This is a genomic window from Rhizobium sp. 10N414 (assembly GCF_056394785.1).
In genome coordinates, this window is sequence record NZ_JBFTIN010000018.1 from 14,562 (window position 1) to 32,418 (window position 17,857).

Consider the following 17,857-nt stretch of genomic DNA (forward strand, 5'->3'; position numbering starts at 1 on the left):
AATGGGAACAAAGAACTAGGAGTTAGAGCAATGAAGGCTTTGTGGAAAGCGCTCTGCGCGGCTGCGATGGTCGGGATCAGCATTCTTCCTGCCCGGGCGGAAGAAAAGACGATCACCATGGGCACGATGTCATGGGAGGACCTGACGCCCATCACCGGTATTACCAAGAAGGTTCTCGAAGACGCCGGCTATACCGTCAAGGTGACCGAGTTCTCCGAATGGGGCATCGCCTATGCTGCTCTTGCCAAGGGCGACATCCAGGTTCTCACCTCGCAGACGGACTATGTCGCTCAGGATTACTGGAACAAGAACAAGAGCCGGCTGGAGAAGATCTCACCGGTTTCACACGGTCTCTACCAGGGCATCGCCGTCCCGAAATACGTTCCGATCGACTCTCTGGAACAGCTCAATGAGAACGCCGACAAGTTTGGCGGCAAGATCATCGGCATCGAGCCGGGCGCCGGCCTGATGCGGGACTCCTCCAACGCCGTCAAGGACTACGATATCAAGTTGCAGCTTGTCGAAGGCAGCACGGCTGCAATGACGGCGGCGCTCAAGTCGGCCTATGACCGCAAGGAGTGGATCGCCGTCACGATCTGGGAGCCGTCATGGATGGTCCAGAAATACGAGGTGAAGTATCTCAAGGATCCGAAGGGCGTCTTCCCGCCGCCGCAGAGCTACTACTGGATCGGCCAGAAAGGCTTTTCCGAAGAGAACCCTCACGCCCGTGAGGTCATGGCAAGCGTCTACGTTCCGATCGCCGACATCACCGCCATCAACGGCGAGGTCAAGGACGGCAAGACAATGGATCAGGCCGTCGAGGGCTGGATCGCAGCGCACGCTGACCTGATCAAGCGCTGGGAAAACATCAAGAAGAACTAGTTGCGCAGGGCCGTCCGATCCGGTCGGACGGCCTTTGAAGCCCAACGAGAAAAGCCAGCACCAATTGGCTCAAGGGGATCGCTATGAAAGCCGCAAATGCCGATACCAATGAAGTCCTGATTGACTGCCAATCCCTCTGGAAGGTCTTTGGAGACAAGTCCGCCGCCGCGATGAAATCGATCACCGAGCGCGGACTTGGCAAGAAGGACGTGCTGAAGGAGTTCAACTGCGTCGTCGGCGTTTCCAACGCCAGCCTGCAGGTCCGGCGCGGCGAGATCTTCTGCATCATGGGCCTGTCAGGCAGTGGAAAGTCGACGCTCATCCGATTGCTCAACAAGCTGATCACGCCAAGCGCCGGAAAGGTGTTCGTAAAGGGCAAGGATATTGCCGCCTTGTCTCCGGGCGACCTCCGGCAGATGCGCGCCAAGAACATCGGCATGGTATTTCAAAGCGTTGCGCTGCTCCCGCACCGTACGGTGCTCGAAAATGCGGCCTTTGGGCTGGAAGTTCAGGGCATCCCCAAGCCCGAGCGCAGCAAGACCGCCAAGGCTGCGCTGGAGACGGTCGGGCTGGCAGACTGGGTCGACCGTTACCCGAAGGAATTGTCCGGCGGCATGCAGCAACGCGTCGGCCTGGCCCGCGCGCTTGCCTCCGATCCGGAAATCATTCTCATGGACGAGCCTTTCAGCGCGCTTGATCCGCTGATCCGTCGTCAGCTTCAGGACGAGTTTCGCCAACTCACAAAATCGCTCGGCAAGTCCGCCGTCTTCATCACCCATGACCTCGACGAAGCGATCCGCATCGGCGATCGTATCGCCATCATGAAGGATGGCGTCATTATCCAGACGGGTACCGCCGAGGAGATCATTCTCAATCCGGCGGATGACTATGTCGCCGAGTTCGTCGCAGGCATATCGCGACTTCACCTGATCAAGGCGCATTCGGTGATGCACAGTGTCAGCGAGTTTCAGCGCAGCGAGCCACACAACGACATCTCATCGCTGGTGCGAACCACGCCGGACGCCGACATCGACGAACTGATCACGTTGACCATGCAGACAGACCGCGACGCTATCGCCGTCGTCGACAACGATCAGGTTGTCGGCGTCGTCACGCCGCGCAGCCTCCTCATGGGCGTCAAGGGCACCTCCAACAGCGATCGCGTGGCCGCCTGATCGCAGAACGGGAGCTGAGTGACATGGACATATCAAGCTTCACAGACATCTTCGACGAATGGACAGACACCGCGCTCGAGTGGGTAAGCGAAAACGGAGAAACCCTCTTCGACCACGTCAGGTGGGTTCTTGAGGGCCTCTACGACGGGATCCTCTGGTTGCTGCAGCTTCCGCCCTTCTACGTCGTCGCAATCGTGGTGGCGCTGGTGGGCTGGCGGCTGGTGAATGCCTGGTTTGCGATCCTCAGTGGCGTTGCGCTCTTCCTGTGCTTTTCCATGGGGCTCTGGTCCGAAACAATGAGCACCCTGGCACTGGTTCTGACGGCGACGGTGATTGCGCTCGCGGTCGGCATCCCTGTCGGGATACTGGCAGGCTTCTTTACGGCACTCGACCGGTTCATGGAACCGGGTCTGGACCTCATCCAGACGCTTCCGCCGTACATTTATCTCCTGCCTGCCATCGCGCTCTTGGGCTACGGCCCGGCGACCGCACTCATCGCCACCATCGTGGTTGCCATGCCGCCGGCAATCCGGCTGACCTCGCTTGGTATCCGCATGACGCCAAGGGAGTTCATCGAGCTTGGTGAGGCAAGCGGAATGCGCCCGAGCCAGATGTTTTTCAAGATCCGCCTGCCATTTGCTCTTCCCAGCATCATGGCTGGCATCAACCAGAGCCTGATGATGGCGTTCGGCATGGTCGTCATCGCCGGCATCGTCGGGTCTGGCGGCCTCGGCGAAACGATCTACGGCGCGATCCGCACGCTCGACATTGCGACATCCATCAACGGGGCGATCGCCATCGTCGTTCTGACCATGGTCATCGACCGCATGACCCAAAGTGCGGGCCGGCTTGGCGCAGGGAGGCATTCATGAACCCTTCGATACTCGAGTTTTCGCCAGGGGCTCTCCTCGCTCCGGCGGTCGACTGGCTGAACACGAACCTGCACCCCTTGTTCGCTGCAATCAGCTATGTGGTGGAGGCCGTCCTGTCGGCGATCGAGGCAGCGCTCCTGTTCGTCCAGCCTTTCGCCCTTATTGCGATTGTCGTCGTCGCGGCCTTCCTTGCGGTCAATCTTCGCGCGGCTATCCTTGCCGGCCTGTGCCTGGGTTTTTGCCTGATCGTGGGGCTTTGGACGGCATCGATGCAGACCGTCGCACTGGTGACGGTCGCCGTCTTGATCTCAGTGCTCATCGCGTTTCCGATTGGCGTCCTCTGCTCGCGTTACAAGACCCTCGAAGCCTTCGTGCGCCCAGTCCTCGATGTGATGCAAACCGTGCCGCCGTGGGTTTATCTCATCCCCGCAGTGATGATCTTCAGCCTTGGGCGGGTGCCGGCCATCATCGCAACGATCGTCTACGGCATTCCGCCGATGCTGCGATTGACGACTTTGGCATTCAACCAGGTGCCGCACGAATACGTCGAGCTTGGCAGCGCCATCGGAGCGCCCCCTCGTTCCGTGCTCTGGAAGATTGAGATTCCGCTCGCCAAGCAGACGCTCTTGGTCGGCCTCAACCAATGCATTCTTCTTTCCCTGGCCATGGTCGTTCTGGCGGGCCTGGTGGGGGCAGGTGGCCTTGGCGCCGAGGTGACGCGCGGTCTGACCAGGATGGAAATGGGACTGGGCTTGCGCGCGGGTCTCGCAATCGTGGCTGTTGCTCTCTTGCTCGATCGAGTGAGCCGTGGTCTTTTCGATCGCGACAGAGGACCTCGGGCGGCCTGACATGAAGGAGATTGAGATGCGACCAGAAGGCTATCGGCAGGCAGGAGCCGTCGGCAAATCCGCCAGCCGACTGAATGTTGGTTTTGTTCTTGCCCGGTCTTTCACGCTATCGGCGTTCGCGCTCTTTGTCGATACGCTGCGGCTTGCCAGCGACGAGCATGATCGTTCCGGACGCGTGATGGCGGACTGGCAGGTGCTCGGAAGTACGAGGCATCTGATCGCCTCCAGCTGTGGCGTGCAGGTGGCCCCGACCTCGGATTTCGTGGACCCGGCGAGGTTCGATTACATTGTGGTCGTTGGTGGGCTTCTCACCGCGAAGGATCCGGTCGATCACGATACGATCAGGTTTCTCAAGCGCGCGGATGCCGCCAAAATCCCGTTGATCGGTCTCTGCACCGGATCGTTCATTCTTGCCGATGCGGGGCTGATGGCCGCCCACGAGACCTGCGTGAGCTGGCTTCACTACAGGGAGTTTCGCGAGCGCTTTCCCGATCTCGCCGTGCGGTCGGATCGCATATTCAATCTCGATCGGCAACGCGGCTCCTGTGCCGGCGGCAGCAGTGCGGCCGATATCGCGGCAACCCTGGTGCGGCGGTACATCAGCCGGGAGGCCGAGAGAAATGCCTTGGAGGTCCTCCAGATCGAGAAGGCGCGTTCCGCCGGCGATATCCAGCCCCGGCGCCCGCTACACGACGACTACGAAGATAACCGCGTCAAGGCGGCAATGATCCTGATGGAGCAGCATGTCGAGGGGGCATGACCATTCCCAGGCTCGCGACGTCGGTTCGCCTGTCGCGGCGACAGCTCGAGAGACTGTTTTTGGAGAAGGCGGGGATGTCTCCCGCGCAAGCCTATACGCGCGTTCGAATGGAGAGGGCACGCGCGCTGCTTGTGCAATCGAAGGCCTCCCTGATCGAAATCGCGCTCGATGTCGGATACGAGAACGCCTCCCACTTCACCCGCACGTTCAAACGCATATTCGGCCAGACGCCAACGCAACTTCGGGCCTCTGCACTGGGGTTTCAATAGATGCGCAAGGTCGGAACAATCAGCGAGTTGTGGCGCTACCCAGTCAGTTCCACCGCAGGCGAACTGATCGAGCAATGCGAGGTCACGTCGACCGGTGTCGTCGGCGATCGTCGGCTTGCGCTCGTTGATGCAGCGACCGGTGTCGTTGCTCATCCTGAGCGCGACAAGCGATGGCAGAAAGCAATCTTCATCAGATCGAGGACCATCTCGGATGGCACCGTGGAAATCAAGTTGCCGGGCCACGACTGGCTGTCCGTCGATGCGCCGGGGCTGACGGAAGCTCTCACGGCGTTCTTCGAGTTCGAGGTAACTGTAAAGCCCTATGAACGCGCAAGGCCGGCGGATGATCGAACCACCTTTGCCATCGACCGGTATGACGTTTCACCGCTTCACCTTCTGACAAGCGCGTCGGTCGACCATTTGAAGGCCATCCATCCCAAGGGAGATCCCGACCGGCGCAGATTTCGCCCGAACATTTTTCTTGAAGCCGAGCCGGATCTCTCCGGCTTCGCCGAATTGCAGTGGGTCGATGCACCTGTAAGTATAGGACATGTCCGCGCAACGGTGATTGCACCGACCAAACGATGCGGGTTTACGATCATCGCTCAGGACGGACTGGAGAACGATCCGGAAATCCTCCGAAATGTGATGAAGTTTGGTAACCGCAACATGGGCGTCTACTGCCGACCCAACGAGCCAGGGGTTGTCCGTGTTGGAGATGCGGTTTTCATTTCTACATGACCGTCCGGCTGCATCTCTCAGCTTAAAGGCTGTCATCCTCGTTGAACCTTTGGACCGCCAGCGAAGGCCGACGTGACCGACCAACACTGAACGAAAAACCAGCAGGATGGAAACTTCGCCTTGGCGGGTGAGTAGTTTTCAAGCTCGCACCCGTTTGCAGTCCTCGCCAAGGCCGTGGCCAGCGCCACGTTGGCGTTGCAACGAGGCGCTGAGACCTGAGAAACATCAGCCAATTGCTACTGGCAGACGCGCAAGCTCTCCATATGCCATCCACCATCGTAGGCATTCGGCACCCGCCGGTCTTCGAACCAGCAACGCGGCGGTGGTGGAGGCGGCGGATCGATGTAGCGCGGCCCGCTGTTGTTTACGATCGCGCCACCGATCAACCCACCGATGACGCCGGCAGCCAGACCACCGGCAATCGCGGCGCCATTGTCGTGATGGTGATGGCGCCGCGGTGGAGGCGGCGGATTGTCATAATGTGGCCTTCGCCACTCCTGGGCAGAGGCGGGCGCGGCCATCGGCAACAGAGCGGCAACGCCGCAAGAGGCCATGACTGCCCAGGTAAGTATCGTTTTCATTGCAACTCCGATATCGGGTAGTGGATCTGAAAATAGCTTAAGGTGGCCGGATCACACGCCAGCGACCTTATCCTGGTTCTTGGTGTCAAAGTCGGCGGCATCATGGCGCGCCTCAACAAGAGCCTAAACTGGAGCAAGGATAGCCAAATGTCGCCTGATGAGCCTTCAACCGGTCAAGCCTTCTTCGAACTCCTTGCGCAAAGCTTTCTGCGTGCTGTCGGCCGACCGCTTGTTGAGCCAGGGCAGGGAGCCGAATGGCTCTACCTTGACGCCCCTTTTGTGGTTGTCGCTCACAATACCGAGCCGGATCCTCGGTTCATTTATGCAAATCTCACGGCACAGCGATGTTTCGGATACTCGTGGGACGAGTTTACGAAATTACCTTCTCGATTATCTGCTGAAGCGCCGGATCGACTGGAGCGCCAGGCTCTTCTCGATGCAGTCGCACGGCAAGGATTTATCGCGAATTATCGTGGGCTTAGAGTTCGCAAGTCCGGCGCGCATTTTTGGATGGAGGACGGGCTCGTCTGGGAACTGCGGTCAGAAGCCGGAATTCGGCTGGGGCAGGCTGCCACGTTCTCCAGCTGGACGGAAGCATAAGCCTATCGGGGAGCGCACCGGGACCAATGGCATGCCGGATTGCCTGGCCAGTGACTTGGAGTTCCACGGCAATCACCTGGTGTTTGTGCCGTTGATGTCGGCATGAAACTCGCGAGACGGCACTTACCCATTCGTCTCCTCGTGCATTGCGATTGCGTCCCTGCTTCTTGCTTTACCAACCACGCCACGTCGAAAGTGCGATCGAGACGCCTTTGCAGAATTTGCGGTAATGGAGTCGAGATCGAGGCGGTTGTGATCGGATCAGCAACGTGCCTTCCGTAGGGGTTGATGGCGGCCGGGAACGATGAGAAGGCGTGCGGCGTAGCCCTCGGCGCGAACGCATTGCAAATCGCGCAAGAGGCTTTGACACACATGGGTCAAGAATCGGTGCTCCTTGAGCAACTTCGCATGCAGAAGATCAGGATCTGCCCGCTCGTCTGTGCCCAAAATTACCAAGAACGAGACGGTCTTTGCGTGGCAATAACAGCACCCGCAAAACGTACAACTAAAAACCCAGGCACCCCACCGACAAAAACTCAAAAGGCAAGCTCAGGCACTGCCCCGCGGACGCTCACATCGCTGCACGCGAGGCAATTCCGCGCGGCAGTGGACGTGGGCGAACCGCAATGACCTTTACGCATTCCTGTGGCCGCGACCTTACTTGTCGCCGTCCTGGCCGCGGAATGCGCTGGACTTGCAGTTGGGGTTAGGCCGCCAATCGCAGAACCCCTTTCAGGAGCTTTCTTAGTGAGCTTCAATAGTTTGACAAACTTTGCCATCACAGGGTAGCCTGAGACCTCAAGGAGACTCTAATGGCAACCATGAATGTATCCCTGCCGGACCCGATGAAAGACTGGGTCGAAGCGCAAGCCAAGACCGGTCGATACTCGAACGCGAGTGACTACGTTCGAGACCTTATCCGCAGAGACCAGGCCCGGACTAACAAAATTGCGGAGATGCAACGTTTCGTCGATGACGGAATGAAAAGCGGCGAAGGAGGCCGTTCGAAGGACGAGTTGTTTTCCGCTGCCGTTGCGCGTGCCGAGATCACCCGCAGACGTGATTGATGCCATTCAGGCTCTCTGTTGAAGCGGAAGAGGATATCGTCTCAATCGCCGAACAAGGTAGCCGCAACTTCGGATCCTTGGCCGCCAAACGATATCACGATGAGCTTTTTGATATGCTCGATCTCATAGCCGCGAGTCCTCGAATGACGCGTGAGCGCCATGAGATTTCGCCGCCTGTCAGAATCCATACATTCAAGGCTCACCTGGTAATCTATCGGATCAACGATGATGGGAGCGTTCTCGTGATCCGTATCCGTCATGGTCACGAAGAGTGGATTGGAAACTCCCTCTAACGCGCCGCAGTATCGCGTTTTGCAACTAAGGCTTTGGACTTCCCGGCAGCAGAGCTCTCCAACCCGCAACTATAGGCTGCTGCCTCGACTTACGTCGATCCGCTCCAACACTGATCAGGACGATCCTCCCCAAGGGACAGCCAGATAACACAGCTGAAGATGTGACCGTGTTGCTCTCAGTAGTGAAGAGTGCCTATCGGTAGCCAGCATCTGTTTCCGACAGTCGGACATATTGTGGGTCCGCGTCTGATGGAGAGGCATTCGCCACTATCGCGCGATTTCTATTTGCTGACACGGAGGTTGGAAAGTGAATCCCCGATCTGCTTGAAGGCCGACTGGAGCGCGGCCGTTGTCGGCGAGTTGAAGTAGAAGGCGTTCTGGCTGGCGCAGCTGCTCAAGAGCTTTTGGGTGGTTTCGTCGGGCCCATTGAAGGCAATTGTGTAAATGATGATGCCGGAGTTCTTCATCGCCGTGCAGACCGAGGACAGACGGTCGTTGAGTTCTGTCACCGCGGACGAAGCGTTGGTCGTCCCAAGTTTCTTGTCGGCCAGCCAGCCATAGGCGGTATAGACTGTCGAGGACATGGTGTTCTCGCCGTCGGTCATGATGACTGCCGCCTTGTTCATGTTCTTCGAGTAGTAGTCGAGAGGCAGATTGTAGGTCGACATGTCGCCGCCCCAGAGGCCACGCCATTTGGGAGACAGCATCCGCCAGCCCCACACGGCCCCGAAGTTGATGTGGGTATTGCCCACCGCCTTCATCGCCGCGATGGCGGCAACGACCGTTGCTTTCTTGGGGGTCAGGCGCGTCACCTCGGCGGGGCAGTTCTTGTTGGGACCGAGGGACGTGGTGAGAGGGTCGGAGTATTTACCCTTTCTGATCCAGTTGTTATCCGTGCCGTCTGGCCAATAGTAGGGCGTGATCGGCTTGCTGGTGGGAATCGCATCAGAAATGTCGTCGGCCTTGACGGCCTGCGCCTCGACGCAGCCACCCCATGAGCCACCCGTTGATGTCGATCCCCAATCGTGCGCGGCGATGGAGCCCGATTTCATCCAGCCGGCATGGCTCGTGCCGACATTGACCGACTGCGAGAACGGAACGATGCCGACATAGAGGTTTTCGGCAACTGCGTCGTTGCCATAGAGGATGTTCACCAGGGTGTTGGCCGCAGACTTGAGGCTCTCGAGCGGCGTTCCGGACATGGAGCCGGTGTTGTCGAGAACAAGTGCCAGTTCAAGGCCATTGGTCGATCGTTCGATGACGCTTTCCGCGCTGGTGCTGATCGTCTGCACGCCGAGGATTTTCATCAACGTCGCGGGAGCGCTGGCCGATGCCTTCACGGTCAGTGTCTTGTTGTCCGAGCTAATGGTCCAGGTCAGACTGTCGAGCGTCCCGCCAATCTCCCCATTGTTGAAATTGGCGACCGCAAACTTTCGCAGCTCCACGTCGATGGTGGCGGTGTCCAGCTTGGCAACGGTCGAAAGGGCGCCGGCGTCGATGGCGCGCTGAAGGCTCGAATGGAGAAGCATCAGGCGAGCCGCGTCGATGCCGAACCCTGTTGCCCCGATCAGCGCCAGGCTGACGATGCCGACGAAGGGGAGGACGGCACCTTCCTCGGCCTTGCGGAAGCGGGAGATCATGGACATCAACGACATTGGATCATCCTTTCCTTGTGGACTAGCAACCGGGCGCGCTCGTGAGGCTGCCGAGACGAGGGCGGAAGACCGCCGTCTTGTAGAGCTGCGTCTCGACCGGCATAAAATTGGAAAATAGCGGCGTGTAGCGATAGAAGACCTCGGCGACGATCACATTGTCGGTCGCATCGAGGGTGAGGTTGCCCGGAAGTGTGGCGGCCTTGGTGACAACACCGATCTTGCTCGTCTGGGCGTCAGAGCCGCCCTTGCACTGCCAGGCAACGACCGGTGCAGCGCCGCCCGTGCGGGAAACCGACGTCAGGATCACGTAGCCATTCTCCTTGAAGTCTTCGTTTCCCATGACCTCGGATGACACCGAAAAGATCGAAGTGATGTCCGACGACGTGATCGCTTCGTAGCGCGCAACCGCATCCGCTACCGTCGATGCCATCTGCGCAGTCTGGAAGTGCGAGCGGGCATAGAGGCTGACTTCGCTGCCGCCGCAAAGAAGGAGCAGCAGCACGGGCGTGATGATCGCCATTTCGATACCTGCGACGCCCTCCTCGTTTGCCGCCAGCCGACGGGTTATGGAAGAGAGAACGCGCAAGGGCTTGGAGATCAGGTCAGTACGGCTCATTCTGCACCACCGCTGTTGCCGTCAGTTCGACGGTGCCGTCGTTGCCAACGAGCTGCTTGAGGACGGGAGTGTGGAAGGTCCATGGGTAGGTTACGGTGTAGAGGACGACTTGTGCCGTGCCGCCGTAGCCGTTCGCCCCCTGGTCGATGTCGTAGACACCGTTCCCATTGACGTCGGTGAAGTTTTCGCCATCGTCGCGAACGCCGTTGCCGTTCTTGTCTGTGAATGGCTCGGGCTTTTTGAGAGCATCGAAGCCCTTGTAGGACAGGCTGGTGATGACGAGCTTGTCGGCATCCATGAATACGCCCGCCTGGTTGCGAATTTTCGCCTTTACGGTCGCATCCTGTGTCGAGTTTTCCGACACAAACCCCGTTCGGCCGGTCCTCGCTGCGTCATAGGTAGCGTTTTTGAGAACAATGTCGGCAGCAAAGGCAATACCGGACTCGGCAATAGCAAATGTCAGGAAAATAAGAACGGGAGCGATGATTGCGAATTCGACTGCGGTCGCTCCGTCCACCGAGGTGCGGAAGCGCGTCAATACAAGTCCCCTCACGAAACACCCCATTCGCATCCATTCCGCGATCTTTTGGGTGTTCTAGCGCCGAAACATTCATAGGAATGTAACGCGATAGATAAAATTCTATGCAACTGTGCCTTTTATCAGCAATTGGCTACATTCCGGCCGAGCTGGAGGCGTTTGAGTATGGCGATCGGTTTCACGGGAGAACCTCCCATGAAGATCCAAGCTCGTGCCCGCTATGCCCCCTGGTATCCATAACGACCTCACGCAGCGGGGTCGTGGGGGAAGGGCTCCCGGCCATGCGCGTCCTTTGAGCTGCTTGGCCGTTTCATCCCTGGACGCCTCCGCTGGCGATCAGCGCAGCCCGGGCGGCAGCGAATGAGCCTTGCAGCGCTTTGTGACCTTCGAGCCCGTCAAGGGCATAGCTATTGAGAAACTGGCGCCCGGCAAACAGCTTGCGGTCGACGGCACTCAGTTCGCCCTCATCGCAGGCGGCTTGCCAATGCTCGGCGATGGTCTTGATCTGGTGTTCGATCAGCGCGGCGGCTTCCGCCTCTTTCAGGTGATAGTCCGGCGCCGCGGCAAGGCAGGTGGCGAGCGTGCTGGCGCGGCTCTCGCCCTTGATCAGCATGGCCTGCGTGGCTTCGTTGCCGGTGCGGCCTTGYGGGCAGATGTCATAGGCCGGTGTCAGGGTCAGCTTCTTGCCGTCCCAGAACGCGGCATGGTTGCGGGCATGGTCRTCGGTATTGCCGCACAGCACATTGAAGCAAATCCGCCCGTAGAGCTCCTTGAGGGTCTCCTTGGGATCGGTGAAGCGGTGGCGGATGAGTTCGGCAAGGTCTTCGTAGGAGGCATAGCGGGCCATCATCTCATCCAGGCCCAGCATGGTCAGGGCCGAGACCATGCCGTGGCGTATCCAGCCGTCCTTTGTGTGTGTGCGGTCGAAGCGCTCGATCAAGAGGACGTCTTTTTGTGCGGCGCGAGTCATGGAGACTGAAGCGGCGTTGAGACCGCAGGCGGTCGCCAGCTTCATCCCGATGAACTCGGCCTTCACGACGCCGTAGGTGTCGTTGGTCGCCGAGAATTTGGCGATGAACTTCTTCGTGTCGTCATCGATCAGAGCCTTGGGACGCGCGCCGCCGATCGAGGTGCCGTGATTGAGGGCCTGGTCGAGTGCCGGGGGAAGAGGGACGCCTCTTTCAATGAGTTCGGCCGCTTCGACGAGTTCGGCGAGCGAAGCTTGCGCGGCAAGGCGGGGGACATACTCCGTAGGCGATGCCTGAAAATCGAGCGCGCCAATCCTGTCGGAGCCTGACTGGAGCAGAAAGGTCAGTTCGCTGATCTCCGGTACGCCTGCTGCGTCGGGCTTTTTGCCCGTCAGCCTGTTGATCATGACCCGGCGGCCCCAGGCGTCAGGCGAGGCGTCGCGAATACAACTTGCCATCGACAGGCCGGTGATCGGGGCGATCGTGCCCTCCTGAAGCGGCAGTTCCGGCTCATAGAGGGAAATGGCGCTCTTGCGGCGCCGGTAGCTGGCGCCATAGGTGAAGAGCAGGCGATCGCCGTCCTGATCGAGGCGGCCCGCGACCACCGGTTCCGTCGCCCCCGGCAGCCAATTCCAGACAAAGGCTTCGGGAGTATCCGCCTTAGAAGTCATCATCGACCTCCTTCACGGCGTGGCGGACGCTCTTGGGCAGCAGGGTCAGTTTTTCGTCGAGGCGGGCATTATGCATCTCTAGGATGCGCTCGTCGTAGTCGAACAGGCGAACGCCGACGAGCGAAGCGACCTCGAAGACGATGCCGATCTCAGGGCCCGGCGCGCCCTTTTCAATGCTGGAGAGCGTTGTACGGCTGATGCCGGCGCGGTCGGCCAATTCCTGCGCGGTTAGGCCGCGTTTGGCGCGGGCGACGCGGATCAGCTTGCCGAGCATCGTGAGGGCCTGGCGCGTGACTCTAGAGTAGCTTCTCTGACGAGGCACAGTTATACCCGATTTGTTCATTTGAGTGGACATGAGACCTTCTCACGTCCAGAATTCTGTACATCATGGCATCGGGCCGGCGTCTAGTCAAATTCTGTTCATTTGATTGGCCATAAAGGCGGTTCGCGCCTAGAATTTTGTACATGAGAGGCGCCGAACATTGTCAGTCGATGGACTTGATGGCCGACCGGGCACGGCTGACCCGTCGAGATGTCCGAGGACTCGTTGCACCAGCAAAAAAGAAACGACGAGAAAATTGTCAGTCGCTAGGTTGCTGCACCTGGGTGGCAAGGGCATCTGCAACAGCTGTCGTTGCACTAGGCTTGTAGGGATAGTGCTCCCAGCACCACCATTGCGTCTCAATCGACTTCGATGAAGCATGGCCAAAACCGCCCCATGTCTCGCAGCCAGCAACGGAACACCAATGGTTCACGTGAATGGTTGCTGCTGCCGCGCTGCTGCGTCCGTCGATACTCACGGCGCGGCAATCCCAACAATGCGCAACGTCCAACCAGCCTTTGGCGGTGAAATACCGATGGCTTGCGCTCTTCTGTCTGCCTCCCTCATTGCCATGGCCTTTGCCGTGCCGTGGTTCGCGGCCCAGACGGTGACCCTCATTTTACCGGCAGTGAACGTGAAGCGGCGAACCTTCTTTCTCCGTCCGGCAGTAAAGCCAGCTTTGAAAGCACGCAGGAGTTCATCCATATTGTGAAGCGCTTTAAAATCGCTGGATTGCGCCGACCACCAGTCGTTAAAGGCCGTTTCCGTTTCCGTGGTCCGTTTTTGAACGCGCATTAGCATGCGAAACTCCGTCGCCGCGACGGCGCTCTCGTGGAGAATGCAGTCAAACGGTCAGGTTAATTGGATGTGTTCCTAGTTTGTTCTCTTGTTAAGTCTTAGTCAAGTTCGGTCTTTCTCTCGATCAAGAGAGCGCGGCACTTTGAACTCATTCGGTCGGGTTGGTCGGATCAGGGTGTATCCGGACCGACAACGGCACCGGCGTGACCGGCGCCCGTGACACTGACAGTCAAGGTGGCAAACGCGATCTCCCCATCGGTAATGTAATGGTTGACCTTTCCGGTGTTCAAACGGGAGCCGGATTGGTGCCGCGCGACCTCCCCGATTACTTGCTTTGCCCTCAGTTCATGGACTATGTAGTCGCGCTCGGCGTTCGTATCGGCATCGGTCTTATGTGTGACTTGGAATGTCAGCCAAGTCAGAGAAATCCCGGTATCTTTGGTGCCCGCCCCAACCCATAGGACGCGCTCCTCGGGCGATGGTCTGTCGGTATTCAACCAGAAGCTCGCCGTGCTCATGTCGTCCTCGGAATGGGCAAGACTAAGGGCCCAGAAACGGATGTGATGGCGCTTGCGGGGGCTATCGTCGATGGGCTCCTGGAATCCTATGTCCTGCCGTCTTCCAAAGAGATAGAAGGTGCTGAAAGGTGCGGTCGGATAGGCAGAGTTCATCAGGAAAGCGCGTATCATTCGCAACGTGCTTGCGATCCCCAAATGGTCGGCCGTAGTCCAGCCCGCCGTTGCAAAGGCCTCGCGTAGTTGTTGAAGATTGCCGATGAGGGCGAAATTTATAGGATCGCCGGGCAGGCCATCCGCCGTGATCGTGTATCTGGGGATCAGCCCCCGATGAAGAACCTTCAGTGACAATCGGACCACGTTCGGAAGAATGACGTAAGCAGCCAGGCCATATGTGAGGCACACCGCAACGAGCCATGGAAACCTGTGGTCCGCAGTATCGAAAATAACGAAGACGATCAGCCAAACGCTGAGTACACCCAGACAGAAAACCAGAAACCTCCGGAAAAGGCGCGTCAGCAATCTCAAGACACGGGCTCCTCGTCTGGCGTCTGATGGGCTGGCAGTCGCCCCCGCTGTTCGTCGCGGGGATTTTAGCACCCGAGAGTATGCAAATGATAGCATCGCCGTCGCTTATTGTGGGCAATATCCAGCGGGCGGCATGGAGGTGTCAGAGGCGAAGCGGCTGAAGGCGCTCGAGGACGAGAACACGAGGCTTAAGACGCTGTCTCCGAACGGATGTTGGATGCAGCGCACTCCGCGAGCTTCTCGCAAAAAATGTATGGTCCGCCTCGTCGTTGCGAGGGACCGCGACATCACAAAATGACGATTCCAGTTGCGTAAATCTATCCGGCCCCTCCCGAGAGGGCTGCTGTTGCAGCCAGGCCATGATGAGATCCGCGCACGCCGTTCCCATTAAATGTATGGTCCGTCAAACTGCAAGAGTGAGCAACCTCAGGAGCTGCTACCTTGGCCCTCAGTTCCGGGATGGGCTGTTGTACTTGGCATCCGATAATCAATATAATCGATTATCAGGAGACGAACGCCCAGCGGATATGGGGTGGCGGCGATTTCGACAAGCCCGTTCCCAACGCGCGCTTTTAACAACCTTGTTCACCACAAAAGGCTTTCGGACGCGGTGCCGTGATTGGCTTACGCTGGTCTGAGATTGCCGTAATGCGCCGCCTCACATCAGCCGCGCCTCCCAGCCGCGGCAGATCTCAGGTTGTCCAACAGAACGGCGAGCAGAAGGATCAATCCACGCACGACATACTGATAAAAGGCCTGGATATTGAGGAGGTTCATCACGTTCTCTGCAATGCCCATAATCAGGACACCGACGATCACTCCGGTCATGGCCGCACGACCACCCGCGAGCGATACGCCACCCAGAACACAGGCCGAAATGACCGACAGTTCCAGCCCGGTTGCAGCATTCGGCTGACCCGATGTGATGCGCGACGCAAGCAGGACACCCGCCACGGCGCAAACGAGTCCCTGCAGCGCAAAGATCCAGATGCGCATTCTGGAGACATTGACACCCGCGAGACGCGACGCTTCCGGGTTGCCGCCGATCGCCAGCGTGTTCTTCCCGAAGACCGTCCGGTTCAGTATGAAGCCAAAGATCACGAAGAAGATCGCCATGACCCAGATTGGAGTTGGGATGCCCAAGAACTTCGAGAGTGCCAACTGGTAGAAGCCGGGATCGTTGATACCGACTGCGCGGCCATCGGATGCGATAAGCGCCAAACCGCGAACGATCTGCATCGTCGCCAGCGTGGTGATGAGGGCGTTGATCCGAAAACGGGCGATAACCACACCGTTTACGAGACCAACAGCACCACCACAGAGGAGCGCTGCTATAAGTCCAAGGACGATCGAACCGGTGGCGTTCGAGGCCATGACGGCTATCATCCCTGAGAACGCGACGGTCGATCCGACCGAAAGGTCGAAATCGCGGGATGCAAGGCAGAACATCATGGTGCAGGCGACAATACCGATGGTGACGACCGACTGCAGAAGCCCAAGCATGTTTCGCTCGGTGAGGAAGTTTGGAACCGTTGCTGCCACGATGGCGAAAGCGATGGCAAAGATAACGACGAGACCTTGCTCGCCGAGTAGGAGTTTTTTCAAAGACGTCATCGCTACTGGACCTGCTGGTTGGGGAGTTCGCTGGCATTGGCCACATCGGGGAGGGCGGCGGCGAGAATTCGGCGCTCGTCGAAGTCGTCGCGCTCGATATCTGCTGCGACGCGACCCTGGCACATCACGACGATGCGGTCGGTGATGCCCATCACTTCCGGCAATTCGCTTGAGACAACGACGATTGCCATGCCCTGTGCAGCAAGCTCGTAGAGAATTTCATAGATTTCAGACTTCGCACCGACGTCGATACCGCGTGTGGGCTCGTCAATGATCAGCACCTTCACGCCCTGTTCGGACAGCCAGCGGCCAAGGATCACCTTCTGCTGATTGCCGCCGGACAGGTTGACGATGTCCTGCTTCCTGGACGGCGTGCGTACACGCAGCTTGGCAATGAACTGCTCGGCGAGTTCGGCTTCCTTCTTGGGCTGAAGGATCCCGAACGGCGAGAAGTGCCGACGAGAGGAGATCGCCATGTTCTCTTCGATGTTGCGGCCTTGCACAATGCCGTCGAACTTCCGATCCTCCGGGCACAGAACAATTCCCCCGCGAATTGCGTGCGGAGGGCTGTCGGCCACTACCTCTACGCCGTCGACACTGACCGTGCCTTGCGAGCGTGTGTCCGCGCCATAAACGAGACGCGTCATCTCGCTGCGGCCAGCACCGATCAGGCCGAAGAACCCGAGAATTTCTCCTTGGCGAACCGAGAAGCGGATTGGTGTGCGGAGCTTGCGGCCTGCAATGTCCTTGACCTCAAGACGGACGTCGCCGAGCTCGCGCGGCCGGTATCCCCAGATGTTGGATATCTCGCGCCCGACCATTTCCGAAATAATCTGCTCGCGGGTAACAGCGGTGATGTCCGCGTGATGTGCTGCAAGCTTGCCGTCACGAAGGACCGTCAGGCTGTCGCAAAGACGGAATATCTCGTCGAGGCGGTGCGATACGTAAAGGATGACCTTGCCCTGAGAGCGTAGGCGTTCGATCAGGGAGAACAGAATTTCGCTCTCCCGCGAGGACAGCGACGACGTCGGCTCATCGAGTGCGATCACGCGAGCGTCCGCCATCACGGCTTTCGCGATTTCCACCATCTGGCGTTCGCCGATCGATAGCGAGGCCACCTTGGCACCAGGCTCGATCTCAATCCCGATCTCGCTGAGCTTTTCTCGAACGACGTTCGTAAGGCGGCTGCGGTCGATGACCCCGGCCTTCCCGGGAAAGCGCCCGAGCCAGAGATTTTCCGCTACCGTCAGTTCGGGGACGAGCTGCAGTTCCTGGTGAATGACAATAACGCCCGCATCGAAGGCATCACGAACCGAGCGATAGTGCTGGGTCGAGCCATCAATCGAGATTTCGCCGGTATCGGCGGATTGGTCACCGGAGAGAACGCGGATGAGCGTTGACTTGCCAGCTCCGTTTTCGCCCATCAGGCCGTGGACCGCTCCCTTCTTTACAGAGAACGAAACATCGGCGAGCGCCTGCACGCCGGGATATCCCTTGGATATCGCTTTGAATTCGAGAAAGTCCTGCATGACAGCATCCCATAA

At 58.8% G+C, this 17,857-nt stretch carries 18 protein-coding genes and 1 pseudogene; 9 read left to right on the forward strand and 10 right to left on the reverse strand.

Annotation, left to right across the window (positions count from 1 at the left end; genetic code table 11):
• Positions 1-30 precede the first annotated feature (30 nt).
• The 6 genes and pseudogenes from AC1DE4_RS17245 to AC1DE4_RS17270 all read left to right on the forward strand — a co-directional run bounded on the left by AC1DE4_RS17245 (position 31) and on the right by AC1DE4_RS17270 (position 5,547).
• Complete coding sequence (locus AC1DE4_RS17245; RefSeq protein WP_062368316.1) at positions 31-882, forward strand: glycine betaine ABC transporter substrate-binding protein; 852 nt, start codon at positions 31-33, stop codon at positions 880-882.
• An 83-nt stretch (positions 883-965) separates the two neighbouring features.
• Positions 966-2,057 carry a quaternary amine ABC transporter ATP-binding protein gene (locus AC1DE4_RS17250; protein ID WP_477882187.1) on the forward strand — a complete coding sequence of 364 codons (1,092 nt, stop codon included), beginning with the start codon at positions 966-968 and terminating at the stop codon, positions 2,055-2,057.
• Between the two features lie 23 nt (positions 2,058-2,080).
• A complete protein-coding gene (locus tag AC1DE4_RS17255; protein ID WP_477882189.1) occupies positions 2,081-2,929 on the forward strand; it encodes an ABC transporter permease in 849 nt (282 codons plus the stop codon).
• Positions 2,926-3,777 (forward strand): ABC transporter permease, encoded by an 852-nt coding sequence (locus AC1DE4_RS17260; protein WP_477882191.1) that lies wholly within the window; start codon positions 2,926-2,928, stop codon positions 3,775-3,777. The genes AC1DE4_RS17255 and AC1DE4_RS17260 overlap by 4 nt, the downstream gene beginning before the upstream one ends.
• Before the next feature lie 16 nt (positions 3,778-3,793).
• Positions 3,794-4,806: pseudogene (locus AC1DE4_RS17265) on the forward strand (GlxA family transcriptional regulator).
• The gene (locus AC1DE4_RS17270) at positions 4,807-5,547 is read left to right on the forward strand and encodes an MOSC domain-containing protein (protein WP_477882193.1); all 741 of its coding nucleotides are present in this window, start codon (positions 4,807-4,809) and stop codon (positions 5,545-5,547) included.
• A 236-nt stretch (positions 5,548-5,783) separates the two neighbouring features.
• Here the strand turns inward: AC1DE4_RS17270 and AC1DE4_RS17275 are convergent, their stop codons facing one another.
• A complete protein-coding gene (locus AC1DE4_RS17275; protein WP_477882330.1) occupies positions 5,784-6,068 on the reverse strand; it encodes a hypothetical protein in 285 nt (94 codons plus the stop codon).
• A 207-nt stretch (positions 6,069-6,275) separates the two neighbouring features.
• On the opposite strand from AC1DE4_RS17275, the gene AC1DE4_RS17280 reads away from it, so the two are divergent.
• The 3 genes from AC1DE4_RS17280 (at position 6,276) to AC1DE4_RS17290 (ending at position 8,088) form a co-directional block, all read left to right on the forward strand.
• Positions 6,276-6,728, forward strand: a complete 453-nt coding sequence (locus tag AC1DE4_RS17280; protein WP_477882332.1) for an MEKHLA domain-containing protein — start codon at positions 6,276-6,278, stop codon at positions 6,726-6,728.
• Positions 6,729-7,540: 812 nt separating this feature from the next.
• Positions 7,541-7,795, forward strand: a complete 255-nt coding sequence (locus AC1DE4_RS17285) for a type II toxin-antitoxin system ParD family antitoxin (protein ID WP_477882195.1) — start codon at positions 7,541-7,543, stop codon at positions 7,793-7,795.
• Positions 7,795-8,088, forward strand: coding sequence for a type II toxin-antitoxin system RelE/ParE family toxin (locus AC1DE4_RS17290; RefSeq protein WP_477882197.1), 294 nt, complete (start codon positions 7,795-7,797; stop codon positions 8,086-8,088). The genes AC1DE4_RS17285 and AC1DE4_RS17290 overlap by 1 nt, the downstream gene beginning before the upstream one ends.
• A 281-nt stretch (positions 8,089-8,369) precedes the next feature.
• Here the strand turns inward: AC1DE4_RS17290 and AC1DE4_RS17295 are convergent, their stop codons facing one another.
• From AC1DE4_RS17295 to araG, 9 genes are all read right to left on the reverse strand, one after another.
• Positions 8,370-9,743, reverse strand: coding sequence for a TadE/TadG family type IV pilus assembly protein (locus tag AC1DE4_RS17295; protein ID WP_477882199.1), 1,374 nt, complete (start codon positions 9,741-9,743; stop codon positions 8,370-8,372).
• Positions 9,744-9,765: 22 nt separating this feature from the next.
• On the reverse strand, positions 9,766-10,359 hold the full coding sequence (locus AC1DE4_RS17300) for a TadE/TadG family type IV pilus assembly protein (protein ID WP_477882201.1): 594 nt from the start codon (positions 10,357-10,359) through the stop codon (positions 9,766-9,768).
• A complete protein-coding gene (locus tag AC1DE4_RS17305) occupies positions 10,346-10,912 on the reverse strand; it encodes a TadE/TadG family type IV pilus assembly protein (RefSeq protein ID WP_477816215.1) in 567 nt (188 codons plus the stop codon). The genes AC1DE4_RS17300 and AC1DE4_RS17305 overlap by 14 nt, the downstream gene beginning before the upstream one ends.
• Positions 10,913-11,207: 295 nt before the next feature.
• Entirely contained in the window at positions 11,208-12,536 is a 1,329-nt protein-coding gene (locus tag AC1DE4_RS17310) for a type II toxin-antitoxin system HipA family toxin (protein WP_477882334.1), read from the reverse strand.
• On the reverse strand, positions 12,526-12,810 hold the full coding sequence (locus tag AC1DE4_RS17315; protein ID WP_477882203.1) for a helix-turn-helix transcriptional regulator: 285 nt from the start codon (positions 12,808-12,810) through the stop codon (positions 12,526-12,528). Before AC1DE4_RS17315 ends, AC1DE4_RS17310 begins: the two co-directional genes overlap by 11 nt.
• 522 nt (positions 12,811-13,332) lie before the next feature.
• Positions 13,333-13,659: a hypothetical protein gene (locus tag AC1DE4_RS17320; protein WP_477882205.1), complete on the reverse strand. Its 327-nt coding sequence runs from the start codon at positions 13,657-13,659 to the stop codon at positions 13,333-13,335.
• Positions 13,660-13,826: 167 nt separating this feature from the next.
• A complete protein-coding gene (locus tag AC1DE4_RS17325) occupies positions 13,827-14,699 on the reverse strand; it encodes an LssY C-terminal domain-containing protein (protein WP_477882207.1) in 873 nt (290 codons plus the stop codon).
• A 663-nt stretch (positions 14,700-15,362) separates the two neighbouring features.
• The gene (araH, locus tag AC1DE4_RS17330; protein WP_112644552.1) at positions 15,363-16,313 is read right to left on the reverse strand and encodes an L-arabinose ABC transporter permease AraH; all 951 of its coding nucleotides are present in this window, start codon (positions 16,311-16,313) and stop codon (positions 15,363-15,365) included.
• A gap of 2 nt (positions 16,314-16,315) precedes the next feature.
• Complete coding sequence (gene araG / locus AC1DE4_RS17335; protein WP_477882209.1) at positions 16,316-17,842, reverse strand: L-arabinose ABC transporter ATP-binding protein AraG; 1,527 nt, start codon at positions 17,840-17,842, stop codon at positions 16,316-16,318.
• Positions 17,843-17,857 lie beyond the last annotated feature (15 nt).